At 70.1% G+C, this 24,940-nt stretch carries 27 protein-coding genes; 16 read left to right on the top strand and 11 right to left on the bottom strand.

Features of this window, described 5'->3' with window-relative positions:
- Nucleotides 1-173: 173 nt before the first annotated feature.
- From ACIBM5_RS19530 to ACIBM5_RS19520, 3 genes are all read right to left on the bottom strand, one after another.
- Nucleotides 174-1,205 carry an alanine racemase gene (locus tag ACIBM5_RS19530; protein ID WP_391587242.1) on the bottom strand — a complete coding sequence of 344 codons (1,032 nt, stop codon included), beginning with the start codon at nucleotides 1,203-1,205 and terminating at the stop codon, nucleotides 174-176.
- 132 nt (nucleotides 1,206-1,337) lie between these two features.
- On the bottom strand, nucleotides 1,338-2,456 hold the full coding sequence (locus tag ACIBM5_RS19525; protein WP_391587241.1) for a lipid II:glycine glycyltransferase FemX: 1,119 nt from the start codon (nucleotides 2,454-2,456) through the stop codon (nucleotides 1,338-1,340).
- Between the two features lie 257 nt (nucleotides 2,457-2,713).
- Entirely contained in the window at nucleotides 2,714-3,040 is a 327-nt protein-coding gene (locus ACIBM5_RS19520; RefSeq protein ID WP_396008013.1) for a hypothetical protein, read from the bottom strand.
- A gap of 244 nt (nucleotides 3,041-3,284) precedes the next feature.
- On the opposite strand from ACIBM5_RS19520, the gene rpsF reads away from it, so the two are divergent.
- The 9 genes from rpsF to ACIBM5_RS19475 all read left to right on the top strand — a co-directional run bounded on the left by rpsF (nucleotide 3,285) and on the right by ACIBM5_RS19475 (nucleotide 9,615).
- Entirely contained in the window at nucleotides 3,285-3,575 is a 291-nt protein-coding gene (rpsF, locus tag ACIBM5_RS19515; RefSeq protein ID WP_020557172.1) for a 30S ribosomal protein S6, read from the top strand.
- Between the two features lie 76 nt (nucleotides 3,576-3,651).
- Nucleotides 3,652-4,260 (top strand): single-stranded DNA-binding protein, encoded by a 609-nt coding sequence (locus ACIBM5_RS19510; RefSeq protein WP_020557173.1) that lies wholly within the window; start codon nucleotides 3,652-3,654, stop codon nucleotides 4,258-4,260.
- A 66-nt stretch (nucleotides 4,261-4,326) separates the two neighbouring features.
- The gene (rpsR, locus tag ACIBM5_RS19505) at nucleotides 4,327-4,563 is read left to right on the top strand and encodes a 30S ribosomal protein S18 (RefSeq protein ID WP_020557174.1); all 237 of its coding nucleotides are present in this window, start codon (nucleotides 4,327-4,329) and stop codon (nucleotides 4,561-4,563) included.
- A gap of 17 nt (nucleotides 4,564-4,580) precedes the next feature.
- Entirely contained in the window at nucleotides 4,581-5,027 is a 447-nt protein-coding gene (rplI, locus tag ACIBM5_RS19500; RefSeq protein WP_020557175.1) for a 50S ribosomal protein L9, read from the top strand.
- A 157-nt stretch (nucleotides 5,028-5,184) separates the two neighbouring features.
- Nucleotides 5,185-6,729, top strand: coding sequence for a phenylacetate--CoA ligase family protein (locus ACIBM5_RS19495; RefSeq protein WP_396008012.1), 1,545 nt, complete (start codon nucleotides 5,185-5,187; stop codon nucleotides 6,727-6,729).
- A complete protein-coding gene (locus ACIBM5_RS19490; RefSeq protein ID WP_396008011.1) occupies nucleotides 6,726-7,181 on the top strand; it encodes a DUF4188 domain-containing protein in 456 nt (151 codons plus the stop codon). The genes ACIBM5_RS19495 and ACIBM5_RS19490 overlap by 4 nt, the downstream gene beginning before the upstream one ends.
- Entirely contained in the window at nucleotides 7,178-8,290 is a 1,113-nt protein-coding gene (locus tag ACIBM5_RS19485) for a hypothetical protein (protein WP_396008010.1), read from the top strand. The genes ACIBM5_RS19490 and ACIBM5_RS19485 overlap by 4 nt, the downstream gene beginning before the upstream one ends.
- The gene (locus ACIBM5_RS19480) at nucleotides 8,287-9,252 is read left to right on the top strand and encodes a hypothetical protein (protein WP_396008009.1); all 966 of its coding nucleotides are present in this window, start codon (nucleotides 8,287-8,289) and stop codon (nucleotides 9,250-9,252) included. The genes ACIBM5_RS19485 and ACIBM5_RS19480 overlap by 4 nt, the downstream gene beginning before the upstream one ends.
- A 153-nt stretch (nucleotides 9,253-9,405) precedes the next feature.
- Entirely contained in the window at nucleotides 9,406-9,615 is a 210-nt protein-coding gene (locus tag ACIBM5_RS19475; protein ID WP_396008008.1) for a heavy-metal-associated domain-containing protein, read from the top strand.
- Nucleotides 9,616-9,716: 101 nt separating this feature from the next.
- Here ACIBM5_RS19475 and ACIBM5_RS19470 read toward each other — a convergent pair whose 3' ends face one another.
- Nucleotides 9,717-11,000 (bottom strand): MATE family efflux transporter, encoded by a 1,284-nt coding sequence (locus tag ACIBM5_RS19470; RefSeq protein WP_396008159.1) that lies wholly within the window; start codon nucleotides 10,998-11,000, stop codon nucleotides 9,717-9,719.
- A gap of 591 nt (nucleotides 11,001-11,591) precedes the next feature.
- On the opposite strand from ACIBM5_RS19470, the gene ACIBM5_RS19465 reads away from it, so the two are divergent.
- Nucleotides 11,592-14,234, top strand: a complete 2,643-nt coding sequence (locus ACIBM5_RS19465; protein ID WP_396008007.1) for a replicative DNA helicase — start codon at nucleotides 11,592-11,594, stop codon at nucleotides 14,232-14,234.
- A 125-nt stretch (nucleotides 14,235-14,359) separates the two neighbouring features.
- Here the strand turns inward: ACIBM5_RS19465 and ACIBM5_RS19460 are convergent, their stop codons facing one another.
- The 3 genes from ACIBM5_RS19460 to ACIBM5_RS19450 all read right to left on the bottom strand — a co-directional run bounded on the left by ACIBM5_RS19460 (nucleotide 14,360) and on the right by ACIBM5_RS19450 (nucleotide 16,899).
- The gene (locus ACIBM5_RS19460; RefSeq protein WP_396008006.1) at nucleotides 14,360-14,923 is read right to left on the bottom strand and encodes a dihydrofolate reductase family protein; all 564 of its coding nucleotides are present in this window, start codon (nucleotides 14,921-14,923) and stop codon (nucleotides 14,360-14,362) included.
- Nucleotides 14,924-15,182: 259 nt separating this feature from the next.
- A complete protein-coding gene (locus ACIBM5_RS19455) occupies nucleotides 15,183-16,001 on the bottom strand; it encodes a hypothetical protein (RefSeq protein ID WP_396008005.1) in 819 nt (272 codons plus the stop codon).
- Complete coding sequence (locus ACIBM5_RS19450) at nucleotides 15,988-16,899, bottom strand: ATP-binding cassette domain-containing protein (protein WP_396008004.1); 912 nt, start codon at nucleotides 16,897-16,899, stop codon at nucleotides 15,988-15,990. The genes ACIBM5_RS19455 and ACIBM5_RS19450 overlap by 14 nt, the downstream gene beginning before the upstream one ends.
- Nucleotides 16,900-17,857: 958 nt before the next feature.
- Here ACIBM5_RS19450 and ACIBM5_RS19445 point away from each other — a divergent pair.
- The 3 genes from ACIBM5_RS19445 to ACIBM5_RS19435 are packed head-to-tail and all read left to right on the top strand — an operon-like array spanning nucleotide 17,858 to nucleotide 20,250.
- Nucleotides 17,858-18,238 (top strand): MMPL family transporter, encoded by a 381-nt coding sequence (locus ACIBM5_RS19445; protein WP_396008158.1) that lies wholly within the window; start codon nucleotides 17,858-17,860, stop codon nucleotides 18,236-18,238.
- A 24-nt stretch (nucleotides 18,239-18,262) separates the two neighbouring features.
- Nucleotides 18,263-19,585: a sensor histidine kinase gene (locus ACIBM5_RS19440; RefSeq protein WP_396008003.1), complete on the top strand. Its 1,323-nt coding sequence runs from the start codon at nucleotides 18,263-18,265 to the stop codon at nucleotides 19,583-19,585.
- Complete coding sequence (locus tag ACIBM5_RS19435) at nucleotides 19,582-20,250, top strand: response regulator (RefSeq protein ID WP_391587227.1); 669 nt, start codon at nucleotides 19,582-19,584, stop codon at nucleotides 20,248-20,250. The genes ACIBM5_RS19440 and ACIBM5_RS19435 overlap by 4 nt, the downstream gene beginning before the upstream one ends.
- A 21-nt stretch (nucleotides 20,251-20,271) precedes the next feature.
- Here the strand turns inward: ACIBM5_RS19435 and ACIBM5_RS19430 are convergent, their stop codons facing one another.
- The 4 genes from ACIBM5_RS19430 to ACIBM5_RS19415 form a co-directional block, all read right to left on the bottom strand.
- On the bottom strand, nucleotides 20,272-20,733 hold the full coding sequence (locus ACIBM5_RS19430) for an NUDIX domain-containing protein (protein WP_396008002.1): 462 nt from the start codon (nucleotides 20,731-20,733) through the stop codon (nucleotides 20,272-20,274).
- Between the two features lie 100 nt (nucleotides 20,734-20,833).
- Nucleotides 20,834-21,733: a LysR family transcriptional regulator gene (locus tag ACIBM5_RS19425; RefSeq protein ID WP_391587225.1), complete on the bottom strand. Its 900-nt coding sequence runs from the start codon at nucleotides 21,731-21,733 to the stop codon at nucleotides 20,834-20,836.
- Nucleotides 21,734-21,807: 74 nt separating this feature from the next.
- Nucleotides 21,808-22,929 (bottom strand): cystathionine gamma-lyase, encoded by a 1,122-nt coding sequence (locus ACIBM5_RS19420; protein WP_396008001.1) that lies wholly within the window; start codon nucleotides 22,927-22,929, stop codon nucleotides 21,808-21,810.
- Between the two features lie 64 nt (nucleotides 22,930-22,993).
- Nucleotides 22,994-23,371, bottom strand: coding sequence for a phage holin family protein (locus tag ACIBM5_RS19415; RefSeq protein WP_391587223.1), 378 nt, complete (start codon nucleotides 23,369-23,371; stop codon nucleotides 22,994-22,996).
- A gap of 82 nt (nucleotides 23,372-23,453) precedes the next feature.
- Between ACIBM5_RS19415 and ACIBM5_RS19410 the strand changes: the two genes are divergently transcribed.
- From ACIBM5_RS19410 to ACIBM5_RS19400, 3 genes are all read left to right on the top strand, one after another.
- Nucleotides 23,454-23,771: a cupin domain-containing protein gene (locus tag ACIBM5_RS19410; RefSeq protein WP_396008000.1), complete on the top strand. Its 318-nt coding sequence runs from the start codon at nucleotides 23,454-23,456 to the stop codon at nucleotides 23,769-23,771.
- A gap of 151 nt (nucleotides 23,772-23,922) precedes the next feature.
- Nucleotides 23,923-24,588 carry a thiaminase II gene (gene tenA / locus ACIBM5_RS19405; protein ID WP_396007999.1) on the top strand — a complete coding sequence of 222 codons (666 nt, stop codon included), beginning with the start codon at nucleotides 23,923-23,925 and terminating at the stop codon, nucleotides 24,586-24,588.
- Nucleotides 24,589-24,719: 131 nt separating this feature from the next.
- Complete coding sequence (locus ACIBM5_RS19400; RefSeq protein WP_396007998.1) at nucleotides 24,720-24,920, top strand: hypothetical protein; 201 nt, start codon at nucleotides 24,720-24,722, stop codon at nucleotides 24,918-24,920.
- The last annotated feature ends 20 nt before the right edge of the window (nucleotides 24,921-24,940 follow it).

Here is a 24,940-nt window from a genome sequence, read left to right as displayed (position 1 = left end):
GCCGGCGCGCCGCGCGGCCGCCGACGTGCCCCTCCGGGGGGGGCGCGCCCGCCCCTCCCCCGCGCCCCCCCCGCCCCCGCCCCCCGCGCGCCCCCCCCCCCCCCCCCCCCGGGGCCGCTTTCTTCTTGGTCCGATCAGCCTTCGCCGTTCGGGTCGGCGCTGCGTTGTTCGGGTCAGCGCAGGGCGATCCGGTCGAAGTGCGTCGTGGTGTGCCGCAGCGCGGCCTCCAGCTCGTCGCCGGGCTTGGGCGGGGCCACGTCGTTGGCCAGGAACAGCAGGCTGACCTGCATGTGCGGCGGCTCGGCGAACCAGCGCTGCTTGCCCGCCCAAGTGAACGGGGACAACGAGCGGTTGACGGTGGCCAGGCCGGCCCGGGCGACGCCCTTGGCCCGCGGCATCACCCCGCGCACGGTCTTGGGGGCCTCCAGGCCCACCCCCTGGGCGGTGCCGCCGCTGACCACCACCAGGTGTCCGTCACTGGGCGCCTTGCGCTGGCGGTAGCCGAACCGCTCGCCGCGCGCGATCCGCACCACGTCCAGCACGGTGCCCCGACTGGCCAGCGCGTCGTGGTCGCCCAGCCACAGGTCGGTGCCGATCCGCGGCCGGAACTCGGTGTCCGGGTGCCGTTCGCGCAGCACCGCGAGCTCGGGCGCGGTGAGGTGGCTGACGTACATCGTGCGCACCGGCAGCCGGGCCGCGCGCAGTCGCTCGACCCAGCCCACCACCTCGGCCACCGGGTCGTATCCGTCCGGGTGGTCCAGCGGCAGGTGCAGCGAGAAGCCCTCCAGGCGCACGTCGTCCATCCCGGTGCGGAGCTTGACCAACTCCTCCTCGGTGACCCCGTCGCGCTTCATCGTGGTCATGCACGCGACCACCACCCGGCAACCCACCAGGTCCCGGGCGGCCTGCACCGAGGAGACCGTGCGGATGGTGCGATCCGGCAGCGGGACCGCCTCCTCGCCGCGCAGGTACGGCGTGAGCACCAGAACCTTGCCGTCGAAGTGGTCCTTGACCACCGCGGCCTCGTACGTGGTCCCCACGGCCACGGTGTCCACGCACATCCGGGCGGCCTCCTCGGCCAGCCTGGGATTGGTGAACCCGTACCCGTTGCCCTTCATCACCGGTACGAGACCGGGGAACGTGTCGCGTACCTCGTCCTGGTGCTTGCGCCAGCGGGCGGCGTCGACGTAGAGCGTGAGCGACATGGGCGTTTCGGGGCCTTCCGTGTGCGGGACTTGCCCTTGGGGAACGCAGGGCGGAGGCGGGGAACACACGACGCCGGGTGCGTCGCGACGAGCACGTATGGAGCCGACGACACAGGTGCCGACGGCGTTGCGTCAGCGACGTGACATGTACATGTCCAGTGCCTTGTGCAGCATCTTGTTGAGCGGGAAGTCCCACTCGCCGAGATACTCGACGGCCTGACCACCGGTGCCGAGCTTGAACTGGATGAGCCCGAAGAGGTGGTCGTTCTCGTCCAGCGTGTCGCTGATGCCGCGCAGGTCGTAGGCCGAGGCGCCGAGTGCGTACGCGTCCCGCAACATCCGCCACTGGATCGCGTTCGAGGGCCGGACCTCGCGCTTGTGGTTGGCCGATGCGCCGTACGAGTACCAGACGTGGTCGCCGACGGTGACCATCGTGGTGGAGGCGAGCACTTCGCCCTCGTGCTTGGCCAGATACAGCCGCATGCGCTCGGGGTCCTCGGCGTTGAGCGCCTTCCACATGCCCTGGAAGTAGGCCAACGGCCGCGGGGTGAAGTGGTCGCGTACCGCGGTGACCTTGTAGACCTCGTGGAAGACGGGCAGGTCGTCGTAGCCGCCCTGGACCACGTCCACGCCGGCCTTGGTGGCCTTCTTGATGTTGCGTCGCCACAGCTGGTTGAAGCCCGCGTGCACGTCGTCCAGGCTGCGCCGGACCAGCGGCACCTGGAACACGTAGCGCGGCTGCACGTCGCCGAAGCCGGCTCCGCCCGACGCGTCCTGCTGCCAACCCAGGCCGCGCAGTTGCCGCTCCAGCTCGGCGCTCCGGTCGTCGGTCCAGTCCGGGGTCAGATCGCGTAGCCGGTTCGCCGACTTGGCCGCGATCGCCTTCTTGATCGTGTCCGCCTCCCAGCGGGCGATCACCACCGGCGGGCCCATCTTGACCGAGAACGAGCCGCGGCTCTTGAGGTGCGCGAGCATCGGGTCGAGCCACTTGCGCAGGTCGCCGTCGAACCAGTCGATGACCGGGCCCTCCGGCATGTACGCGAGATATCGCTTTATCTTCGGCAGTTGCCGGTACAGCACGAGTGCCGCGCCCACGACGGCGCCCGACTCGTCGATCCAACCGATGCTCTCGGATCGCCACTCACTCTTCACCGCGCCCCACGAAGGGCACTGAAGAAAGCTCACGGAGGGCCTGCCCTTGATGAAGGCGAGATGCTCCTCGGCGGTGAGCGTCCTCAGGCGCAAAGACATGTAAGAGCTCCTCGAAATCGGTTCGGCCGTGACAGAGGTTACTGCGCCTTTGGGCGCTATGGATCGTGCCCGGCGACCCGAGTCGGACCGTACGAGGACGAGGCGGACCTTACCTGTCGAAACGGGTGCTCCCGCGGGCTCGCGCCCGACCCGGACGCACACTCGACTCGGCCCGCCGGTTTCCTGTCCGGCGGGCCGAGTCGGTCGGGGCGCGTGCGCGGGTGAAACAGGTCTGGCAGGTGGGGCGGGTGGAGCCGTCAGTACAGTCCGCCGTGGAACATGTTCATGAACAGGGCCACGGCGGACACGCCGAGCGCGAGTATCGTGACCACCCGTTCACCCGTGGTCGCGGAGAACATCTGGCTGACCAGGCCGGTCACCACGCCCGCGAGCGCGGTCCACGCGCCCAGGATGTGCATGTTCTCGAAGATCGCGCAGATGCCCCCCACCAGCGCGAACAGCACCACCGTGGCCACCAGCGCGTTCTCGCGCGGATGGGCACGGCCGTCGGAGTTGAGGGTCAGCCGGGGCCGATGCGCTCCCGCGGTGGCCGCGGTTCCCGTACGGCGGATCGTATGTGCCATCACGCACCTCCGGTGAGTGACTGCGGGACGGACGTTTTGTCCGTATAAACATCCCCCGCGGCGACCGGCGTCATGCTCGGATTTCAAGACTGTGACCGGGGCCGGGTACGCTGTACCGTCCGCTGCACTCTCGGCACCCCCGTGTGTTCACGAATCGGGGGCCGCCTTGGCGTGGCGGCATTACGCAAGCCCTCCTGCCACGGAGATTCCGTGGCCGATCAGTCCACAGGAGGTGGGTGTTCACATGCGTAGCTACGAACTCATGGTCATCCTCGACGCGGACCTCGAAGAGCGCGCGGTCACGCCGCTGCTCGAGCAGTTCCTCAATGTCATCCGCAACGACGGTGGCAAGGTCGAGAAGATCGACACGTGGGGCCGTCGCCGGCTCTCGTACGAGATCAAGAAGAAGTCCGAGGGCATCTACGCCGTCGTGGACCTGGCCGCGGAGCCCGCGACCGTCAAGGAACTCGACCGTCAGATGAACCTCAACGAGTCGGTGCTGCGGACCAAGGTCCTGCGCCCCGACCAGCGCTAGTCCGAGCTCGCGCGCACCACCAACCGCACCGCACGTCGAAACGCAGCACTGCGCTGAAATCAGCGAAGGGGTCAGCATGGCAGGCGAGACCATCATCACTGTTGTCGGAAACCTGACTGCCGACCCGGAACTGCGCTTCACGCCCAGCGGTGCCGCTGTCGCGAACTTCACCGTGGCGTCCACGCCGCGCACGTTCGACCGTCAGACGAACGAGTGGAAGGACGGCGAAGCGCTGTTCCTTCGGTGTTCGGCCTGGAAGCAGCTGGCGGAGAACGTCGCGGAATCCCTCCAGCGCGGCACGGGCGTCATCGTCCAGGGCCGGCTGAAGCAGCGGTCCTACGAGACCAAAGAGGGCGAGAAGCGCACCGTCGTGGAGCTCGAGGTCGACGAGATCGGCCCGACCCTGAAGTGGGCCACCGCCAAGATCACCAAGACCAGCCGCGGAGGCGGCGGTCAGGGTGGGTACGGCGGCGGTCAGCAGCAGGGCGGCGGCGGTTACGGCGGTCAGCAGGGCGGCGGACAGCAGGGCGGCGGTGGCTACGGCGGCCGTCCCCAGCAGGGCGGTGGCGCACCCGCCGACGACCCGTGGGCCACTCCCGCAGGGGGCGGCCAGCAGCAGGGCGGCGGCGGCGCGGGGGGCTGGGGTCCCCCGCCGGGCGGCTACTCGGACGAACCCCCCTTCTAGGCCGCACGGCCGAGGGATCGGTTCGCACCCCGAGCTGAAGACTTCTGAAACGATCTGGAGAGCACAATGGCGAAGGCGCCTGCGCGCAAGCCTAAGAAGAAGGTCTGCGTGTTCTGCAAGGAGAAGATCTCCTATGTGGACTACAAGGACACCAACCTGCTGCGGAAGTTCATCTCCGACCGCGGGAAGATCCGCGCTCGTCGCGTGACCGGTAACTGCACGCAGCACCAGCGTGACGTCGCCGTGGCTGTCAAGAACAGCCGCGAGATGGCGCTGCTGCCGTACACCAGCACTGCTCGCTGAGAAAGGGTGATCTTGTCATGAAGCTCATCCTCACCCACGAGGTGACCGGTCTCGGTGAGCCCGGCGACATCATCGAGGTCAAGGACGGCTACGGCCGCAACTACCTCATCCCGCGCGGCTACGCGATTCGCTGGAGCCGTGGCGGCGAGAAGGACGTGGCGGCCATCCGTCGCGCCCGCAAGGTCCGCGAGATCCGCACGCTCGACCAGGCCGCCGAGGTCAAGGGTCAGCTCGCGGGTCTCAAGGTGACGCTCCAGACGCGCGCCGGCGAGACGGGCCGACTCTTCGGCTCGGTCACCGTCGCGGACGTCGTGTCGGCCATCAAGGCCGCCGGCGGTCCGGACATCGACAAGCGTCGCGTCGAGATCGGCACGCCGATCAAGACCGTCGGGTCGCACCGCATCACGGTCCGCCTCCACCAGGAGGTTTCGGCCGCGCTCGACCTCGACGTCGTGCCTGCCTGACCTGAAGCACCCGAACGGCCCGACCCCTCCCGGGGGTCGGGCCGTTCGGCGTTTCGAGTAGCCGACTGAGTAGCGGTACTCATGTCCCGAACACCCCTGTCGCCGCAGGCTGGAGACACACGCCGGGTGGGCCGGCGGGGCAAAGGGGCGGACGGTCATGGCCAGGTTCATCCGACAGTGGTTGCTGCGTGTGGTCAGCTTCGCGCTGACCGGTCTGTATCAGCTCTACCGCGTCCATCCCGTCGTGTGGCGCTGGACCGCGCGCAACTACCGGCCGTGGATGCAGCGGTTCGCCCGCCGACACGCGTGGATGACCTGCCAGTTCGCCGCGCTCGACGTCCCCGCCTACCGCGATTTCCTGCGCCGGCACCGGTGGCGCTTCCGCTGGTTCGACCTCACCTCGTACCCGGAGACGTCCAAGGAGAACTACGTCAAGGCGTACCCCGAGGACACCCGCTGCTGGCTGGGCACCCTGGAGGTGGCCGGGACGGTGGTGGACGAGTCGTCCGGATCCTCCGGGACGCCGCACAACTGGCTGCGGTCGCGGCGCGAACTCAAGTCGGTGCACCGCAATGTGGCCGGCTACACCTCGCTGGTCTTCCCCCGGCGCAAGTTGTTCGTGATCAACGCGTACTCGATGGGCGCGTGGGCCACCGGGACCAACACCGGGATCGCGATGGCCCGGGTGGCGATGGTCAAGAACACCGGTCCGGACATCGACAAGATCGTGGACACGCTGCGCCACTTCGGGCCGCGCTTCACCTACCTGGTCACCGCGTACCCGCCGTTCCTCAAGCACCTGCGCGACCGGCTGGACGCCGAAGGCTTCGACTGGCGTCGGCATGCGATGTACGGCTTCGTCGGCGGTGAGGGCATGACCGAGGCGCTGCGCGACTACCTGGAGGAGCGCTTCGTCAAGGTGCGGTCCGGCTACGGGGCCTCGGACCTGACCATCGGGATGGCCGGCGAGAGCGACGCGACGGTGTGGCTGCGCAAGCGGCTGCTGACCGACGAGCGACTGCGGGCGCAACTGCTGGGGCCGGACGAGGGCCGGGTGCCGATGGTGTTCCAGTACAACCCGCTGGAGACGTACCTGGAGACCAACGCCGAGGACGAGGTGATCTGCACGATCAACTCGACCGCGGTGATGAGCCCGAAGGTGCGCTACAACATCGGCGACGAGGGCCGGTTGCTGACCTTCGCGCAGGTCGAGGAGATGATCCGGCCGGACGCCCGGGCATGGGTCGACTGGGAGCGCGCGGCCCGGGTGGAGGGCATGCGGCTGCCGCTGCTGCTGCTGTTCGGACGCAAGGACAGCACCATCTCGTACATGGGCGCCAACATCTATCCGCAGGACGTCGAGTACGGGCTGTATCAGGACAACCCGATGGCGGCGCACCTGGAGGGGTTCTGCCTGACCGTCGACGAGTACGCCGATCTGGAGAGCCGGCCCGTGGTCAATCTCCAGCTGCGCGACGGGACTTCGCCGGGCGACGTGGATCGGGACAAGCTCGCCCGGGTGTGCCGCGAGGGTGTGGTGCGGCACCTGGCCCGGGTCAGTCGGGACTTCGCCCAATCGCTCGCGGAGGACCCCACGTCGGCCGATGTGCGGGTGCTCGTGCACGACTTCGGGACCGGGCCGTTCCTGCGCGGCACCAGCAGGATCAAGAACGTCTACCTCGTGGAGGGGGAGCAGCGATGAGGACCACCGACTTCTCGGCGGCACCGCCGCAGGCACAGGGCGAGGCGTTGTTCATCGGGGCCACGCACTACAGCGGACTGCGCTCGCTGTTCTCGCTGGCCCGGCCGTGGTTGCGGATGGTGCGCACCATGAAGCGGATGGACGGCTACCGCTGGCACAAGGTGTACCGGCAGGGGCCGTTCACGCTCGGCACGGTCGCGGTGTTCGCGGACCGGGACGCGCTGTTGCGGTTCGCCCGCTCCAAGGCGCACCGCGACCTGATGTGCTGGATGACCGATCACGGCGACCGCAACGGCACGGCGGGCTTCATCCGGCTCTTCGACGCGCAGCCGGCCGGCTACAGCAACGGCACGTGGCGGGCCGAGGGCAACGAGATGGCGCACATCGAGGAGTTCACCCCGATCGGATCCGAGCCGAGCGGCGCGCCGGTGCACCGGAAGGCGAAGTCGTGACGCTCACCGTGGAGCGGGTCGCCTCCCGTCGCGCGCTGCGCGACTTCTGCGCACTCCCGTTGCGGCTGCACCCGAAGGACCGCTACGTGCCGGTGCTGCACGGGCAGGTGCAGCAATGGCAACGGGCCGGGATCGAGTTGTACGTGGTGCGCGACCGGGCCGGCCGCGCGGTGGGCCGAACCTGTCTGCACACCGACGGGCGCTTCGACGCCAAGCTGCGCGGCCGGCACCAGTTGTTCGGGCTCACCGAATTCGCCGACGAACCGGCGGTGTTCGCGACCCTGGTGGAGCTGATGGAGCGGCAGGCCGCGCGGGCCGGCCGCGGCACCCTGTTCGGGCCGGTCGCGCTGCTGCCGAACCAGACCGGTGGGGTGATCACCTCCGGGTTCACCGAGCGCGGCTTCGTGGACTCGGCGTGGAATCCGGCGCGGTATCCGGAGACGTACGAGCGGTCCGGATTCGCCCGGCGATTCGCCGCGTCCACCTGGATCTGCCCGGACCTGCGAGGGCGCACCGACGATCCGGACACGACATATGTGTTCGACGACGCGCGGATCGCCGCCGAGAAGTTGGTGATCCGGCGCGGCTCGCGTCGTCGGTTGGCCGAGCAACTGCCGATCCTGCACACGATGTTGAACGCGAGCTTCGGGCAGCTGGGCTACTACACCCCGATCGAGCTGGACGAACTGCGGGCACAGACGGACGGGTTGGCCCATCTGCTGGACGAGTCGCTGCTGCTGTGGCTGGAGCGGGCGGGCGAGCCGATCGCGTTCACCCTCGCGGTGCCGGACATCTCGGAGTTCCTGATCCGGATCGGTGGCGATCTGCATCTCGCCAACCAGCTGCGGCTGTTGGCCACCCGCGGACGCTATCGCCGGGAGGCGGTGCTGATCATCAAGGGTACGGTGCCGGCCGCCCAGGGGCGCGGCTATCTGACGCTGCTGGCCCGCGAGCAGTATCGGGCGCTGCGGGCGGGCGGCTACGACACGTTGCGCAGCACGTGGGTCGAGGACGACAACAAGGCGTCGGCCGCGCAGTATCGCCGGATCGGTGGCCACGAGCTGCACGGGCACACGTTCTACCAGCGAACAGTGGGGGTCACCGGGTGAGTACCCGACTCGCGGAGCTGCTGAGATCGGCCGGGCGGGCACCCAGCGCACACAACACGCAGCCCTGGACCGTGAGGCCGAGCGGCGCGCTGGGCTACGCGTTGTCCTGGGACGCCGAGCGCGAGCTGCCGGTCGGGGACCCGACGCGGCGGGACCTGTTCCTGGCGCTCGGCGCGTTCACGGAGGCGTTCCTGATCGCGTCCGCGGCGCTGGAGGTGCCGCTGCGGGTGGAGTGGGGCGAGGCCCCGGAGCGGGGTGCGGTGGCCCGGTTCGTGCGGGCGGAGGAGTGTTATCCGACGCCGTTCACCGCGGCGGAGTTGGCGGGGCGGCGCAGTGCGCGCGGGGCATACGTGCCGGGGACGCTGCCGGACCCGCTGTTCGCCGAGGCCACGGAGGCGCTTGCCGGGTCGGCGGGTCTGTGGCGGGGTGGCACCCGGGCATTGGCGCCGTTGCTGGACGAGGCGGATCGCCGGCTGTTCGCGGACCCGGCACTGGTCGCCGAGCTGCGCCGGTGGTTGCGGTTGCGGCCCGCGCCCGCCGGACGTCCGGCCGCCCGGGACGGGCTGACCGGGCCCGCGTTGGCGCTGTCCCGGTTCGAGGAGCGGGCGCTGCACACGGTGCTGCGCCCGGGCGCGTATCGGGTGTTGCGGCGGCTCGGGTTGGCGCGGGGGCTGGCGGCGGCGTCGCGGGGGGTGTTGCGGTACGACGGGAGTGTGCTGGTGCTGACCGCGCCGAGCGGGCCGGTGGGTGCGGTGGACCTGCTGGAGTCGGGGCGGGGGTTGCTGCGCTGTTGGTTGACGCTGGCCCGGCACGGCTACGCGACGCATCCGCTCAGCCAGGTGATCGACTGTGCGCGGACGGCGGGAGAGGTGGAGGCCATGGTGGGCGCCACGGCGCTCGCGGTGTTCCGGGTCGGGCGGCCGGTGGCCGAGCCGGTGCGTTCCGCACGGTGGACGGACTGAGCACGGGCTCGGCGCCGGGTCCACTGAGCACGGGGTCGGTGCCGGGTCCCTCGAACGGGTGGGCGGATCGGGTTGCCTCGATACCCTAGGGGGGTATAAATTCGTCCTCGTGGGGCCGATCATGGTCCTCGTGTCGACGAAAGGATCACCGTCATGAGCACCGCCACCTTCACCGTCAGCGGGATGACCTGCGGCCACTGCGTCTCGTCCGTCACCGAGGAGGTCTCCGAGGTGTCCGGCGTGACCGACGTCAAGGTCGAGCTGGCCTCGGGTCTGGTGACCGTGACGTCCGAGCAGCCCGTGGATGCGGAGGCGGTGCGTGCGGCCGTCGTCGAGGCGGGTTACCAGGTCGTCGGGGCGTGAGTCGTCGTCGTCCCGTCGGCCCGGCCGACGGGACGCGGCCGAGGGCGCGGGAGGTCGTGGTCCGGTGAGATGCGGCCTTCCGCAGGCCGCACCCCGGTGCTTCAGCGCCTGCCGGTCACCAGCCAGGCGTCCCCGTACGCTCGGCTGCCGAGCAGGAGCAACCGGGTGACCATGAAGGTGCCGATCGCCCACCACCACACCGCGATCAGCCCGCCGCCCAGGGCCAGTACGGTGCCCAGCGCCGCGCAGAAGGCGGCCAGCACGATGGGCATGGTCAGCGCGAGGTAGCGGCCGTCGCCCGCGCCGATCAGCACCCCGTCCAACACGAACACCGCGCCGGCCGTCGGCTGGAGAGCGGCCACCGCGAGCAGGGTGCCGGCGAGCAGGTCCCGCACCGCCGGGTCGGTGGTGAACAGCGGGATGTACAGCGGGCGGGCGGCGATCACCACGATCGCGAACAGCACGCCCGTCCACATCCCCCACACCAGCATCCGGCGGGTCGCCGCGCGGGCGCCGCTCGCGTCCCCCGCGCCCAGGGCCCGGCCGACGATCGCCTGCGCCGCGATGGCCAGGGCGTCCATCGCGAAGGCCAGGAACGTCCACACCTGCCAGGCGACCTGGTGGGTGGCGATCGAGGTATCCCCCATGTGGGTGGCCGCCACGGTGGCGACGATCAGGATGGCCCGCAGGCTGACCGTACGGACGAACAGCGGCGCGCCGGCCGAGGCCGAGGCCCGGATGCCGGCCGTGTCCGGGCGCAGCGAGGCGCCGTGTCGGCGGGCGCCGCGGACGACGGTGACCAGGTAGACCAGGGCCATCGCGGTCTGGGCGAGCACCGTGCCCCACGCGGAACCGGCGATGCCCCAGTGCAGGCCGTACACGAACCCGACGTTGAGCAGCAGGTTGGCGCCGAAGCCGAGGACCGCGACCACGAGCGGGGTCCGGGTGTCCTGGAGGCCGCGCAGCACGCCGGTGGCGGCGAGCACGATCAGCATCGCGGGGATGCCCAGCGAGCCGATCCGCAGGTAGGTCACCGCATGCGGCGTCGCGCTGTCCGAGGTGCCGAACGCCGCGACGATCCACGGGGCGCCGACGAGGCCGACCACGAGCAGCCCGATGCCCAGCAGCGCGGCCAGCCAGACGCCGTCCAGGCCCTGGCGGATCGCGGCGCGCGGATCGCCCGCGCCCATGAGTCGGGCGACCGCGGCGGTGGTCGCGTAGGCGAGGAACACGCACAGGTTGACCAGGGTGGTCAGCATCGTGCCCGCGACGCCCAGGCCGGCCAGCTGGGGTGTGCCGAGCCGGCCGATGATCGCCGAGTCGACGAGCACGAACAGCGGCTCGGCGACGAGGGCGAAGAAGGCCGGTATCGCCAGGCGCAGGATGTCGCGGTCGTGGGCGCGGCGCTGCGTCCGGGCGGTGGGCGGTGAGGCGGGCCGGGCGGTGGGCTTGCCGGTGGGCTCGGCGTTCGGCTCGGCGTTGGGCTCTGCGGGCTTGGTGGCCGGCTCCGGGACGGGCGGCTCTGGGGGCGGGGACGGGACCGTGGACGGCACCCGTCCACCGTAGTCATCCACAGGTAAGGGTCACAATGCGCTCCTGGTCATTACCGGCGAGCGCGGGGCGTACGCGGGTGCACACGTGGGGCGATAGCCGCATGATTCGCCCAACAGTTTTTCACATACACAGCCGGTGGATAGAGAAACCGCAGGTCAGGGTGGGTTTGTGGACATGATTGCGAAGCGTTGGCGGCTGACTGCACACAGCTTGTGCACAGCTGGACCCACCTCTCTCCACAGGTTGTCCACAGTTATCCACAGGCCCTGTGTATGACCGTCTTGGTCGTCCCCCGGTCCACCCGTACGGTGAAGGGCCGCACGCCGCGTCGCGCGGTGGATCTGTCGGCCGTGTGGCGTATGAAGGACACGGTGTACTGCGGTGCGACCTCGCGCGAGCCTTTGTGAAAGGAGACCCCGGGCATGAGCGTCTCCGAGTTCGAAGAGGCCAGGCCCGAGCCGGCCCGCGAAGGATTCGAGCGGACCCCGCCCCAGGACATCGCGGCCGAGCAATCGGTGCTCGGCGGCATGATGTTGTCCAAGGACGCCATCGCCGACGTCGTGGAGAACCTCAAGCCGATCGACTTCTATCGGCCCGCCCACGAACTCGTCTACAACGCGATCCTGGACCTGTACGCGCGCGGCGAACCGGCCGACGCGGTCACCGTCGCCGCCGAGCTGACCAAGCGCACCGAGATCGGCCGGGTGGGCGGCGCCCCGTACCTGCACACCCTGATCTCGTCGGTGCCCACCGCCGCCAACGCCGAGTACTACGCCCGGATCGTGCGCGAACAGGCGGTGCTGCGCCGCCTGGTCGAGGCGGGCACCCGCATCGTGCAGATGGGCTACGCTGCCGACGGCGAGGTCGACGACATCGTCAACAACGCCCAGGCCGAGGTCTACAAGGTCACCGAGCAGCGCACCACCGAGGACTACGCGCCGCTGGCCGACATCATGGAGGGCGCGCTCGACGAGATCGAGGCGATCAGCTCCCGCGGCGGCCAGATGTCCGGCATCCCCACCGGCTTCACCGACCTCGACTCCCTCACCAACGGCCTCCACTCCGGCCAGATGATCGTCATCGCAGCCCGCCCGGCCATGGGCAAATCAACGCTCGGATTGGACATTGCGCGGGCGTGTTCGATCAAGAACGGGCTTGCCAGTGTGATTTTTTCGCTGGAGATGGGCCGCAACGAGATCATGATGCGGCTGTTGTCGGCGGAGGCTCGGGTCGCGTTGCATCACATGCGGTCGGGGAGCATGACCGACGACGACTGGACGCGGCTCTCCCGCAAGATGGGCGAGGTCACCGCGGCGCCGATGTACATCGACGACTCGCCGAACCTGTCGATGATGGAGATCCGGGCCAAGTGTCGCCGGCTCAAGCAGAAGCACGATCTGCGGCTGGTGATCATCGACTACCTCCAGCTGATGCAGTCGGGCGGCTCGCGCCGGGCGGAGAACCGCCAGCAGGAGGTCTCCGAGATGTCGCGAAACCTCAAGCTCCTGGCCAAGGAACTCGAGGTCCCGGTCGTTGCGATGTCCCAGCTGAACCGTGGCCCGGAGCAGCGCACGGACAAGAAACCGATGGTTTCCGATCTTCGTGAGTCCGGCTGTGTCACGGCGGCGACCCGGGTGTTGCGGGCCGATACCGGTGCCGAGGTCTCCATGGGCGAACTGCTGGCAACGGGCGAGCGGGACATTCCCGTTTGGTCCCTGGACGAGCACTTGCGGCTTGTTCCGCGCACCATGACCCACGTCTTTCCGAACGGGGTCAAGGAGGTCTTCCGCCTGCGACTGGCATCCGGACGGGAGATCGAGGCCACCGCGAATCACCCTTTCCAGACCTACGACGGGTGGAAGCCGCTCGGGGAATTGACCGTGGGCGCACGTGTCGCCGTGCCTCGACGAATCGATGCTCCCGCCTGTCCGGTTGCCTGGCCCGAGGCCGAAGTGGTCATGTTGGCGCACCTTCTCGGCGACGGTTGTGTCGCCCCGGGGCAGCCCATTCACTACACGAGCAACGATGAGGCCAACCTCGGTGCAGTGGAGGAGGCGGCGGTTCACTTCGGGATCACCCCGCGCCGTGAACAGCAGCAAGCTTGGTGGCACGTCTACCTCCCGGCCCCTCAGCGCCTTGCCCGAGGCCGGCGGAACCCGATTGCGGCATGGCTCGACCGATTCGGTTTGTACGGCAAGCGCTCGCATGAGAAGTTCCTGCCCCCGGAGATTTTCGGGTTGCCCGACGATCAGGTACGGCTGTTCCTGCGGCACCTGTGGGCGACGGATGGCTCGGTCACGGTTTCGGCGGCGGGTGCGGTTCGCGTGTACTACGCCAGTACGAGCGAGCGCCTCGCCCGAGACCTGCAGCTTTTGCTCCTGCGGGTGGACCTTCGCGCGAGGCTGCGCAGGGTGGGCAACACCAAGGGACGCCCGGGCTGGACCGTGGATATCTCCGGGGTCGAGGACCAGCGTCGGTTCCTGACCGAAGTCGGGGTGCATGGCGCGCGTGGGGAGTGCGTGACAAAGGCCCTGAACCGGCTTGACGGGGTGATGGCGAACACGAACCTGGACACCGTCCCGCGGGAGGTCTGGGATGCCGTCAAGGCGGCCATGCTGGGTCGACGGATGACCACGCGGGCCTTTCAGGCGGCCCTGGGTACCAGATACTGCGGCTCATCCCTGTACAAGGCGGCGCCGAGCAGGACCAGACTCGCCAATGTCGCGAGCGTGTTGGAGCACGCGGACCTGGAACTGCTCGCTACCAGCGACGTGTTCTGGGATCGGGTCACCGAGATCGAGAGCCTCGGCGAGCAGGAGGTCTATGACGCCACCGTGCTCGGTACACACAACTTCATCGCCAACGGGATCAACATCCACAACTCCATCGAGCAGGACGCCGACATGGTCATCTTGTTGCATCGTGAGGATGCCTACGAGAAGGAGTCGCCGCGGGCCGGGGAGGCGGATCTGATCGTGGCCAAGCACCGCAACGGGCCGACGGCGACGATCACCGTGGCGTTTCAGGGGCACTACTCGCGCTTCGTGGACATGGCGCAGAGCTGAGCGGCTTGTTGCAGTTGCTCACCGTCCGCTGAAGCCGAGGGCCCGAACTGCCGGGTCCGGGCCCTCCGGCTGCTCGGCTCCTGCTCGGTCCACCGACGTGTCGAATAGCGCGGCCGGACGGGCGCTCAGCGCCGCGTCTCGTACCTGGTCAGGATCACGCCGCCGGGAAACGTCCGCGTCTCCACCAGGTTCAGGTTCTCCCGGTTGTCCAGCGCGGTGAAGAACGGTGTGCCGCCGCCCACCAGGACCGGCGCGGTGGCCAGCACGTACTCGTCGATCAGCCCGGCCCGCATGGCCGCCCCGGCGAGCGTCGCGCCGCCGATCTCCATCGGGCCGCCGTCCTCGGCCTTGAGCCGGGTGATCTCGGCGACCGCGTCGCCGGTGACCAGGCGGGTGTTCCAGTCGACGCTGTCGATCGTCGAGGAGAACACCACCTTCGACATGTCCCGCCAGCGGCGCGCGAACTCGATCTCCGCCGGGGTGGCGCCGGGCCGCTGGTCGCCGGTCGGCCAGTGGGAGCTCATCGCCTGCCACAGCTTGCGCCCGTACAGCGCCAGGTCGGTCGCCTGCAACCGGTCGGACCAGAACTGGAACAGCTCGTCGCTCGGCACGCCCCAGCCGATGTCGTCGCCGGGCGCGGCGATGTAGCCGTCCAGGCTCAGGTTCATCCCGTAGATCAGTTTCCGCATGGTGCCGGCCTTTCGTGTGTCGGTCTCACGCGTACGGACCGGCGCGGCGCGGGAAACTCATCGGTGCGCGATCCGAACCCACAGGGTTCTCGTGCTCGGTGGTCCAGCCGCAGGCTCGTCGTTTCGCCGCGGAAAAGGCATCGATCGCGGGCTGATCCCGGGTGACATCGCGGTGAGCCAACAGAGAACCGGCAGGTCACGGCAGATCGACACGTCATCGGCGGCGAGACCCTACAGACGGGGCCGGCCGGCCGCTCGGTCAGATGTCGCGCCGGCGCAGGGCTGCCCAGCCTGCGAGTTGGGCGGCCAGGGCCCACCCGGCGAGGATCGGGCCGCCGGCGGCGTTGCCGTCGAGCAGGTTCATCCCGGCCCGACCGGGAAGGAAGTCGGCGGCCGAGACGGCGATCAGCATCGGCAGCGCGAGCATCACCGTCAGCACCACACTCAGCGTGGCCACCGGGCTGCGCAGGAGCGCACCCAGGCCGAGGGTCAGGATCGCGGTGAGCACCAGGTAGGCGGTGATCGCGGCGATATCGCCGGCCACCGCGGCGGAGCCGGCGACCCCGTACGAACCGAGTGCCAACCCGCCGATGCCCACGCCCGTCAACGCGAGCAGTGCGGCCAGTGGTGTGGTCACCGCGACCACCACCGTCGTCTTCGCGAACAACACCCGGCCCCGACGCGGGTCGGCGGTCAGCGTGGTGCGGATGGATCCGGTCGCGAACTCGGCCGTGATCACCGCCATCGCGAGGGCGACGACGGCGAACTGCGCGAGCAGCGTCGACGCGGTCGCGGGTTCGCCCACGGCCATGGTCAGGCCGTCCTTGGTCTCGCCGCGCTGCACGTCGCCGGCGAAGTCCATGCCCATGATTCCCGCGCTCGCGCTCATCAACAACACCGAGACGGCCACCGCCCACCACGTGGAGCGCACCGACCACAGCTTGATCCACTCCGAGGCCACCGCCGCGCGCAGGGCGAGCGGCCTGCCCCGAGCCGGCTCCCGGGAGAGGCGGGCCTCGCGGAGGGCTCCGGAATGGTGCCCGATCCGTCCCCGACTCGCCGCCTCAGCCGGCCGCATACTCCACCGCCTTTTCCGTCAGTTCCAGGTACGCCTGCTCCAACGAGGCCCGTCGGGGGCTGAGTTCGTACAGCGGTACGCCGAGCGCGTGGGCGGCTCGGCCGATCTCCTCGATCGACACGTCGGCGTAGCCGCTGGTTCCCTTGCCCGTCGCGACGACCCGCGCGCCGGTCCCGATCAGGTGCTCGGTCAGCCGGACCAGGCCCGCCCGATCCGGGCTGCGGACCAGTACGCCGGAGGCGCCGGCCGCGTCGAGCACCTCGGCGATCGGTGCGTCGGCGATCAGCCGTCCCCGGCCCATCACGACCAGGCGATCCGCGGTCTGTTCCATTTCGCTCATGAGGTGGCTGGAGACCAACACCGCGCGTCCCTCGGCCGCGAGCGAACGGAGCAACTCGCGGAGCCGGCGCACGCCGTCGGGGTCGAGTCCGTTGATCGGCTCGTCCAGGACCAGGGCCCGCGGATCGCCGAGCAGCGCGCCGGCCACGCCCAGTCGTTGGCTCATGCCCAGTGAGAACTGGCCGGTCCGGCGGTTCGCCACGTCGGACAGGCCGACCAGGTCCAGCACTTCGTCCACCCGCCGGAGGGCGATGTCGTGGGTTCGGGCCAGGGCGCGCAGGTGCGCTCGCGCGGTCCGTCCGGGATGCACCGCCTTGGCGTCGAGCAGTGCGCCGACCTCGTGCAGCGGCCGGTGCAGCCGGGCGTACGGTCGGCCGTCGATCCGGGCGTGTCCCGATGTCGGTCGGTCCAGCCCGAGAATCATCCGCATCGTGGTCGACTTGCCGGCGCCGTTGGGCCCCAGGAATCCGGTCACCAGGTCGTTCGGCACGGTGAGCGTGAGTCCGTCGACGGCGGTGCGTTCGCCGTATCGTTTGGTCAGCCGTTCCAAGGTGATCATGGTGCCCCTTCGTCGTCTCCGAGACGAAGCTAGGAGTGCGACGCGGGGTGCGGCATCGCTCGTTCGACAGACCCCACCCGGGACTTTCGACACAGACGCGGGCGCGAACGCGGACTCGGACCCGCGCACCTGCTGCCCGGGGACGGGTGCGCACTGGTGGTTCTGGGCCAACCCCGGGTCGCTGGGCGTGGTGTTCCTGGTCGTCGTCGGCTTCCTGACCGGCCCGGCGCTGCTGCGGGTGCACGGGCGGTGGACCCGCTCGCTGCTCGGCCCGGTCGCGCCGGCGCGGGAAAGCGTGACGTCGGTCCGGTACGCCGCTGTCCAGGGGCCGCACCACCGCCGCCCGCCGGGGCGCTCCCCGTCCCGGCGGGCGGCGGCGCGCGTGGCGGGGCCGGAGGGCGGCGAAGGCGGGGAGTCCGGTCCGGAGCCCCTCCCCCTCGGAAGGCTCCGAACCGTCCCGGTGCGGCGGACCCGATCACGGGGTCGTCCGGGCCCGCCGCATGTCGTCGATCATGGTGGGCCGCGCTTGGGATTCGTTGGGCGCGTGCTTGGCGTTCCCTGCCGCGCTCGGCGCCTCGACCCGCCGCGCGTCGTTCGCCCACGCGCACGAGCTGTGGATACTCCCGCTGTAGTACGCCGTGGTACTCGCGTCTGCGAGGGGGGTGCGGCCCTGTAGTACCCGGGGCGGAACTTGCCTCTCCGGCCCCGATTTCGTTTGGAATGCCTGGTCGGCCCTGCCTACCTTCGAAGCCGACACCACCAGCGTTGTTTCGGCTCATGCGGCGATCGGTGCCTTGTGAATTCGATCACAAGGGGTGCTCGGGGGCCGGTCACATCGCGGGATCGCGTACGCAACGGAGGAGACATCGATGTTCGGACGACTCGGCAGGCTCGTCGTCCACAACCCCTGGAAGGTCATCGCCGCCTGGCTGATAGCCGCGGTGGCCCCGTGTACCTGATGCCGGCGGTGGTCCCGGGCTTCGTCTCGACCATCGGTGCGACCGTCTTCGCCTTCCGGACGTTGCCGGGCAACGAGCCGAGGCAGGCTGCGGCTTTGGCCGTGGAGCATGCGGGGCCCTCGATTGCCGCCGCGGGTGTCATCCTGGCAGGGACGTTCGCGTCGCTCATGATGGCGGGCATCGACATGATGACCCAGATGGGCTTCGCTGTCTCGGTCGGCATCTGCATCTCGGCCTTCGTGATGTCGATGTTCCTGGTTCCCTCCGTGACCGCCCTGATCGGGCATGCGGCGTGGTGGCCCGGACACGCCGACCGTGCGTCCGGCCCGGTCGGTCGAGGCGGGCGGGATCGGGAGCCGGTAATGGCCGGGGACCGCTGATCAGGGAGTACCCGAGGAGTACGGATGTCCGTGGAAGGCCCCGCGCGAGTCGCCGTGCGGGGCCTTCCCGCGTCCGCGAACGGTTCCCGTCCGAGCGAGTCGGTCGAGCCCTGGCTGCTGCCGGTGCCCAAGCCGCTCGCGCGCTGGCTGCCCTGCCGGACCTGGGTGGGCGAACTGCTGATGGTCGCGCTGGTGCTGCTGTGCGTGATCGGCGGCTCGCTCGGCGGGTCCACCAGGGATCACAACCCCGGACACCCGAACGCGCTCAACCTGGTCATCGCCGGGATCACCTGCCTGGTGCTGCTGGGCCGGCTGCGGTGGCCGCTGACGGTGTTGGCGCTGACCGAGGCGGGCCAGGTGTTCTACCTGGCCGCGGACGGCTTGGACGGCCCGATCCTGATCCCGACCATGGTCGCGCTGTACACGGTGGCCGCCAGCGGGCAACTGCGCCGCTCGGTGCTGATCGCCTCGGCGGTCGCGGTGGTGCACACGGGGATGCGGATAGGGCTCACCCCGGACGGGTTCCTCTCGCCGGAGAAGTACCTCTCGGGCATCTGGATGTACCTGCCGGTCGCCATCGGCGAGGCGGTCCGCGCCAAGCGGGCCTACTGGGCGGAGGTACAGGCCCGGCTGGCGCGTGCGGAGCACGAGCGCGAGGACGAGGCCCGGCGCCGGGTGACCGCCGAACGCATGCGCATCGCCCGCGAGCTGCACGACGTGGTCGCGCACAGCATCGCGATGATCAACATCCAGGCGGGCGTGGCCGCGCACGTGATCGACCGGGACGTGCCGCAGGCCAAGGAGGCGCTCGTGCACATCAAGGTGGCCAGCCGGGACGCGCTCGCCGAACTGCGCACCACGCTGGGCGTGCTGCGCCAGGACGGCGACAACGACCTGCCCACCGAGCCGACCCCGGGTGTGGACGACGTGGACGCCCTGGTGGCCTCCTACCGCAACGCGGGCCTGCCGGTGCTCCTGGAGGAGTCCGGTGAGGCCCGGAACCCGTCCGCGCCGGTCGGCCTCGCGCTGTACCGGATCGTCCAGGAGTCGCTCACCAACGCGATGAAGCACGGCGGCGACGGTGCGTCGGCGATCGTGCGGGTCGTGTACGGCGAGCACGCGGTGGAGGTGGACGTGCTCGACGACGGTCGGGGCACCCCCGAGACGGACTCGGTCAAGGGCGCCGACGGCACCGGACACGGGTTGCTCGGCATGCGGGAACGGGCGGTCGCCGTGGGCGGTTCGCTCGCGGTGGGGCCCGGCCCCCATGGCGGTTTTTCGGTACACGCGGTGCTGCCGCACCACAAGGGCGCGCTCGTCGCGCGTCGGGACGGAGATTCTTCATGACGGTGCGCGTGCTGATCGCGGACGACCAGTTGCTGGTCCGGTCGGGCTTCAAGGTGCTGGTCGGCAGCGACCCCGAACTGGAGGTGGTCGGCGAGGCGGCGAACGGCACCGAGGCACTGGCGCTGGCCAAGGAGACCCGACCGGACGTGGTCCTGATGGACATCCGGATGCCCGGCATGGACGGCCTGGAGGCCACCCGTCGGATAGTCCGCGACGACGACCTCGCGGGCGTGCGGGTGCTGGTGCTGACCACGTTCGAGGTCGACGAGTACGTCTTCGAGGCGCTGCGGGCCGGGGCCAGCGGCTTCCTGGTCAAGGACACCGACCCCGAGGACCTGCTCAAGGCGATCAAGACCGTCGCGACCGGAGACGCGCTGCTCTCGCCGGGTGCCACCCGGGCGCTGGTGGCCCGCTTCCTGTCCCAGCCCGAGCCCAAGGTGGCCGCGCCGGATCGGCTGGAGGCGCTCACCGACCGCGAGCGCGAGGTGCTCTCGCTGGTCGCGGCCGGGATGAGCAACGACGAGATCGCCGAGCACCTGTTCGTCTCGCCGCTGACCGCCAAGACCCACGTCAGCCGGGCGATGGTCAAGCTCGGCGCACGCGATCGGGCGCAGCTGGTGGTGATCGCGTACGAGTCGGGCATGGTCCGGCCGGGACGCGGCTGAGCACCGCGCCCCGGACCCGCCCTAGCCGAGGTCGTTCGCCAGCAGGGTGTGGATGCCCTCGATGTTGGCCTGGAGATAGGCGGCCAGGCTCGCCGGGACCAGGCCGACGGAGGCCAGCCCGGAGGGGGTGAAGGGCACCCGCACGATGTCGTACTCGCCGTTCGGCTCGTCCACCTCGGGGCCGTGCCGCAGCGCCGGGTCCATCCATTCGAGCCGGCATGCGAAGAAGTGCTGGATCTTGACCCCGCCGGGCTCGGGCACGGTGTCCACGAACGCGGGCACCGGCCGGCCGATCTTGCCGCCGAGTTCCTCGAACACCTCGCGGCGCAACGCCTCGGTCACCGTGGCGTCCTCGGGTTCGACGCCGCCGCCGGGGGTGATCCAGTACGGGGGGCTGTCCGGCTTCGTGCGTTTGATCAGCACCATCCGGTCCTCGTCGTCGAGCAGGATCGCGCGTGCCGTCCGCTTCACCACTGAACGCATCGTCGGTGCCCTCTGCTTCCTTGCCAGGCGTTGCCCCCGTCTGAAGTCTCCCTTTCCGGTCGGACGGGTGGTTTATGCCTGTGCGGCGCCACCTTCGGGATCACGCCCAGCGCGCGGCGCGCGCGATCAGCTCGCCGTGCAGATGCGAGATGTGCGGTTGGCTCAAAGTGCCCTCCCGAACCGCGAGGAACACCGTGTGCAGCGGCGGCAGTTCGGGTTCCAGGAGGGCGACCACCGCGCGCCGGTCCAGCGCCTCGGCGCACAGGTAGCGCGGCAACACCGCGATGCCGTGTCCGGCGCGTACGCACTCCAGCACGGCGCGCAGGTCGGGCACCGTCACCGCGGCCGGGGTGACGGGTTTGGCGTCGAACACGGTCGACCAGTAGCGCCGGATCAGCGGTTGCTCCTCGGCCTCGCCGATCAGCGGCACTCCCTCCAGCGCGGCCGGGCCCCGGGCCAGGATCCGGCTCGACGGCAGCCGCGCGGCCCAGTGCGGAGCGCCGATCAGCACGTACTCCTCGTCGGTGAGCGGCGTGCCCACTATGCCCCGCGCGCGCGGGCGCACATCCGAGATCACCAGGTCGTGCCGGGCCGCCGCCAGGCCCGCGAGCAGCACGTCGCCGGGGCCCAGGGTCACCCGTAACCGCAGGCCGCGCCGGACCAGGTCGGCCAGCGACGGCAGCACGCGCAGCGCGGTCAGCTCGGTCGGGCCGCCCAGGTGCACGGTGCGCCGCAGCGGGTCCACGCCGCGCACCTCGCGGGCCGCGATCTCCTCGATCGCGTCCAGGTGCGGTGCGAGCCGGCGGGCGAGTTCGTCGGCGGGGCCGGTGGGTGCCACGCCGCGCGGCAGCCGTTCGAACAGCTGCTTGCCGACCTGCTTCTCCAGGGTGCGGATCTGCGCGGTTATCGCCGGCTGCGAGAGCCCCAGCGACGCGGAGGCCCGGGTGAAGGAACCCGCGCGGTGTACGGCCAGGAAAGTGCGCAACAGCGTCAGGTCCACGGGTCCCCCGTCTCGTGTCCCCCGACCACTCCCGAGAGTCGGGGACATCACGTGATCTTGCCCGAAGTCGCAGGTCAGCCCGGAGAGGCGGGGTCCAGGGCGCGCAGGATGTCCGCGACGAGATCCGCGGTGTCCTCACAACCGGCCGAGAACCTGACGAATCCTTCCGGCACATCGTTGCCGGCCCACCGGGCACGTCGTTCGGCCATGCTGTGCACACCACCGAAGCTGGTGGCGTCGGAGACCAGTTCGAGCGCACCCAGGAACCGACGAGCGGTGTCCGCGTCGGCGAGCGTGAAGCCCACGACGCAGCCGAACCGCCGCATCCGACGGGTGGCCACATCGTAGGCCGGATCGCCTTCGAGCGCGGGGTGGCGTACGCCCGTGACGTCCGGGCGTTCGGTCAGCGCCCGGGCGACGGCCAGCGCGTTGACCGCCTGCCGATCCACCCGCAACTGCAGGGTGGACAACGAGCGATGCGCCAACCAGGCCTCCATCGGCCCGGGCACCGCGCCGGTGAGCGAGCGCCAGGAACGCACCCGGGCGCCGAGGTCGGCGCTCGCGCAGGAGACGTAGCCGAGCAGCACGTCGCTGTGCCCGGTCAGCGCCTTGGTGCCGCTCGCCGCCGAGATGTCGGCGCCGAGGGCGAGCGGGAGTTGGCCCAGCGGGGTGGCCAGGGTGTTGTCGACGGCCACCAGGGCGCCCTGCGCGTGGGCGAGGGTCGCGATCCGCTCGATGTCGCACACGTCCAGGCCCGGGTTGCTCGGGGTCTCCAGCCACACCAGGCGGGCGCCGGTCAGGGCCTGTTCGAGCTGGGTGCCCGCGGTGGGCACCAGCCGTACGGTGATCCCGCGCGCGGCGAGGTGCGCGCCGACCGCGCGGGTGGCCGGGTAGCCGTCCGACGGCAGTACGACCACGTCACCCGGCTCGGTGAGTCCGAGCAGGACCGCCGAGACGGCGGCCATCCCGGACGCGAACGTGACGGTGTCGGCGGCCCCCTCCAGCGCGCCGATCGCCTGCTCCAGGCCGACCCAGGTCGGGTTCGCGTAACGCCCGTACTGGTAGGGCCCGTTCACCTCGCCGGGCATGTGGTACGTGCCGGCGAACACCGGCCCGGGCAGGAAGGGGTCGCCCGGCGCGTGGCCCGGACTGCCGGCCCGGACCGCCCGGGTCCCGTCGCTCCATTCGGCGGACATTCCCGACTCCCCTCACTGCCTGTTTCACGTGAAACCTCGACCGAGCCGGCGTGGTGCGTGGCCGTCAATCGCGGTCCAGGATCATGCTCAGGAACCAGCTCACGATGCTGATCACCAAGGCGCCGAGCAGCGCGGCCCAGAAGCCGTCGATGTGGAAGTCGAGATCCAGCTTGTTGGCGATCGCCTCCGTCAGCCACAACATCAGCGCGTTGATCACGAACGTGATCAGACCCAGCGTGAGCACGAAGAGTGGCAGTGAGAACAGTTTCACCACCGGTTTGATTATCGCGTTGACGATCCCGAAGATGAGCGCGACGAAAATTATCGTCTTGGCCTTGGTGCCGGCCGAGGCGCCGTCGGCGAGGTCGATTCCGGATACGAGCCAGCTGGCGAACCAGATGGCCAGTGCGTTGGCACCCAGCTTGATGATCAGGCTTTTCATATCCTGATGCTGGCATCCGGCAGGTCCTTCCCGCTTGAGCCGTGGGGGGAATGTCGGATTGTGTCGGTAAGGAGTTGGTCACATGAAGGTTTTTCGGCTCGACGATCTGGACGCGGAGCGCGCGTTCGAACAGGGCGCGTACCTGAAGTTCCTCAGTGAACGGAACTTCTCGATGGGTCTGTACGCGCTGGAACCGGGCGAGAGCGACACCCAGAAGCCGCACGGCCAGGACGAGGCGTACGTGGTGATCAGCGGTCGGGCCACGCTCACCGTCGGCGAGGAGTCCACCGCCGTGGCGCGCGGCAGCGTCGTGTACGTACCGGCGCAGGTGCCGCACCGCTTCCATCGGATCACCGAGCCGCTGCGGGTCCTGGTGTTCTTCTCGCCGCCGGAGGGCTGAGCGGCAGGACCGGCCGCACCGAGGCGGGCGCGCGTGGGGCCGGGCGCGGGCCGCGTGGGCTGGGCGGTGGGCGGTCCGGACCCGTGTACGACAATCGGACCTTGGGATCCAGCGATCGGGTCTCGGGATCCGACGATCGGGAGTACATCTGATGGCGCTGCGCGACGAACTCTGGGCTGCGATCGAGGACGTCTACGCGGCGATCCTGGACCACCCGTTCATCCACGGGCTGACCGACGGCACGTTGCCGCGCGAGGCATTCCGGCACTACGTCGTGCAGGACTCGCACTACCTGCGCGACTACGCCAAGGCGCTCGCGGTGTGCGCGGCCAAGGCGCCGGACGAGGCGACGACCGTGCAGTTCGCGGGTGACGCGGCCGGTGCGATCGCCGCCGAGCGTTCGCTGCACGAGGGCTTCATGGTCGACTTCGGCAGCTCGGTGGCCGACGCCACCGCGACCGAACCGGTGCTGCCGAGCACCCGGGCGTACGTCAGCTACCTGCTTGCCACGGTGCACAACGGCTCGTTCGCCGAAGGGGTGGCGGCGGTGCTGCCCTGCTACTGGATCTACGCCCGAGTGGGCGACGCACTGCTGGCCAAGGGCTCGCCCGACGAGCTGTACGGACGCTGGATCGCCACCTACGGCGCCGAGGAGTTCCAGGCGACGGTGCGCGCGGTGCTCGATCTGGTGGACCGGATCGGCGAGGACCTCTCGGCGAGCGAACGGGCGCGGATGATCGAGCACTTCACCACCACGGCACGCTACGAGTGGATGTTCTGGGACGCCGCGTGGCGCGGCGAGCGCTGGCCGGTCTGACGGGTCCGGGCGACCGGGATCGTTCCCGGGCGGACCGGAACCGGTGCGCCCGGGTACGACGTGTCCTCCCGGGGAATGTGCTCCCCGGGCGTGCACGTCTCGCGGGAGTTCGCGTGACTGGGGGTTGGACGATGGAGACATGGCCGCGGTGGGCGCGTATCGGCGTACCGGTGCTCGTGCTGGTGTTGCTGTGCTGGTTGCTGATCTGGCTGTTCTCGGCCTTCCTGATGCTCATCGTCAAAGGCGTCGTCGGGCTGTGCGTCACGGTCGGCATGGTCGTGCTCGCGCGCACCGCGGTGGTCGGCCGGGGGCCGCGCGACCCGCTCGGCTGAATCCGGCGCTGGTCGTGCGG

Origin of the sequence: Embleya sp. NPDC050493, assembly GCF_044458105.1 — a bacterium.
Lineage (GTDB): Bacteria > Actinomycetota > Actinomycetes > Streptomycetales > Streptomycetaceae > Embleya.
The sequence above is the reverse complement of the archived record's forward strand: the minus strand, read 5'-3'. Positions and strand labels throughout refer to the sequence as shown.

What these genes read in the sequence shown, in the direction of transcription:
- ACIBM5_RS19530 (WP_391587242.1), bottom strand. Translation starts at nt 1,205, where the DNA reads ATGTCGCTCACGCTCTACGTCGACGCCGCCCGCTGGCGCAAGCACCAG.
- ACIBM5_RS19525 (WP_391587241.1), bottom strand. Translation starts at nt 2,456, where the DNA reads ATGTCTTTGCGCCTGAGGACGCTCACCGCCGAGGAGCATCTCGCCTTC.
- ACIBM5_RS19520 (WP_396008013.1), bottom strand. Translation starts at nt 3,040, where the DNA reads ATGGCACATACGATCCGCCGTACGGGAACCGCGGCCACCGCGGGAGCG.
- rpsF (WP_020557172.1), top strand. Translation starts at nt 3,285, where the DNA reads ATGCGTAGCTACGAACTCATGGTCATCCTCGACGCGGACCTCGAAGAG.
- ACIBM5_RS19510 (WP_020557173.1), top strand. Translation starts at nt 3,652, where the DNA reads ATGGCAGGCGAGACCATCATCACTGTTGTCGGAAACCTGACTGCCGAC.
- rpsR (WP_020557174.1), top strand. Translation starts at nt 4,327, where the DNA reads ATGGCGAAGGCGCCTGCGCGCAAGCCTAAGAAGAAGGTCTGCGTGTTC.
- rplI (WP_020557175.1), top strand. Translation starts at nt 4,581, where the DNA reads ATGAAGCTCATCCTCACCCACGAGGTGACCGGTCTCGGTGAGCCCGGC.
- ACIBM5_RS19495 (WP_396008012.1), top strand. Translation starts at nt 5,185, where the DNA reads ATGGCCAGGTTCATCCGACAGTGGTTGCTGCGTGTGGTCAGCTTCGCG.
- ACIBM5_RS19490 (WP_396008011.1), top strand. Translation starts at nt 6,726, where the DNA reads ATGAGGACCACCGACTTCTCGGCGGCACCGCCGCAGGCACAGGGCGAG.
- ACIBM5_RS19475 (WP_396008008.1), top strand. Translation starts at nt 9,406, where the DNA reads ATGAGCACCGCCACCTTCACCGTCAGCGGGATGACCTGCGGCCACTGC.
- ACIBM5_RS19465 (WP_396008007.1), top strand. Translation starts at nt 11,592, where the DNA reads ATGAGCGTCTCCGAGTTCGAAGAGGCCAGGCCCGAGCCGGCCCGCGAA.
- ACIBM5_RS19460 (WP_396008006.1), bottom strand. Translation starts at nt 14,923, where the DNA reads ATGCGGAAACTGATCTACGGGATGAACCTGAGCCTGGACGGCTACATC.
- ACIBM5_RS19455 (WP_396008005.1), bottom strand. Translation starts at nt 16,001, where the DNA reads ATGCGGCCGGCTGAGGCGGCGAGTCGGGGACGGATCGGGCACCATTCC.
- ACIBM5_RS19450 (WP_396008004.1), bottom strand. Translation starts at nt 16,899, where the DNA reads ATGATCACCTTGGAACGGCTGACCAAACGATACGGCGAACGCACCGCC.
- ACIBM5_RS19445 (WP_396008158.1), top strand. Translation starts at nt 17,858, where the DNA reads ATGCCGGCGGTGGTCCCGGGCTTCGTCTCGACCATCGGTGCGACCGTC.
- ACIBM5_RS19440 (WP_396008003.1), top strand. Translation starts at nt 18,263, where the DNA reads ATGTCCGTGGAAGGCCCCGCGCGAGTCGCCGTGCGGGGCCTTCCCGCG.
- ACIBM5_RS19435 (WP_391587227.1), top strand. Translation starts at nt 19,582, where the DNA reads ATGACGGTGCGCGTGCTGATCGCGGACGACCAGTTGCTGGTCCGGTCG.
- ACIBM5_RS19430 (WP_396008002.1), bottom strand. Translation starts at nt 20,733, where the DNA reads ATGCGTTCAGTGGTGAAGCGGACGGCACGCGCGATCCTGCTCGACGAC.
- ACIBM5_RS19420 (WP_396008001.1), bottom strand. Translation starts at nt 22,929, where the DNA reads ATGTCCGCCGAATGGAGCGACGGGACCCGGGCGGTCCGGGCCGGCAGT.
- ACIBM5_RS19415 (WP_391587223.1), bottom strand. Translation starts at nt 23,371, where the DNA reads ATGAAAAGCCTGATCATCAAGCTGGGTGCCAACGCACTGGCCATCTGG.
- ACIBM5_RS19410 (WP_396008000.1), top strand. Translation starts at nt 23,454, where the DNA reads ATGAAGGTTTTTCGGCTCGACGATCTGGACGCGGAGCGCGCGTTCGAA.
- tenA (WP_396007999.1), top strand. Translation starts at nt 23,923, where the DNA reads ATGGCGCTGCGCGACGAACTCTGGGCTGCGATCGAGGACGTCTACGCG.
- ACIBM5_RS19400 (WP_396007998.1), top strand. Translation starts at nt 24,720, where the DNA reads ATGGAGACATGGCCGCGGTGGGCGCGTATCGGCGTACCGGTGCTCGTG.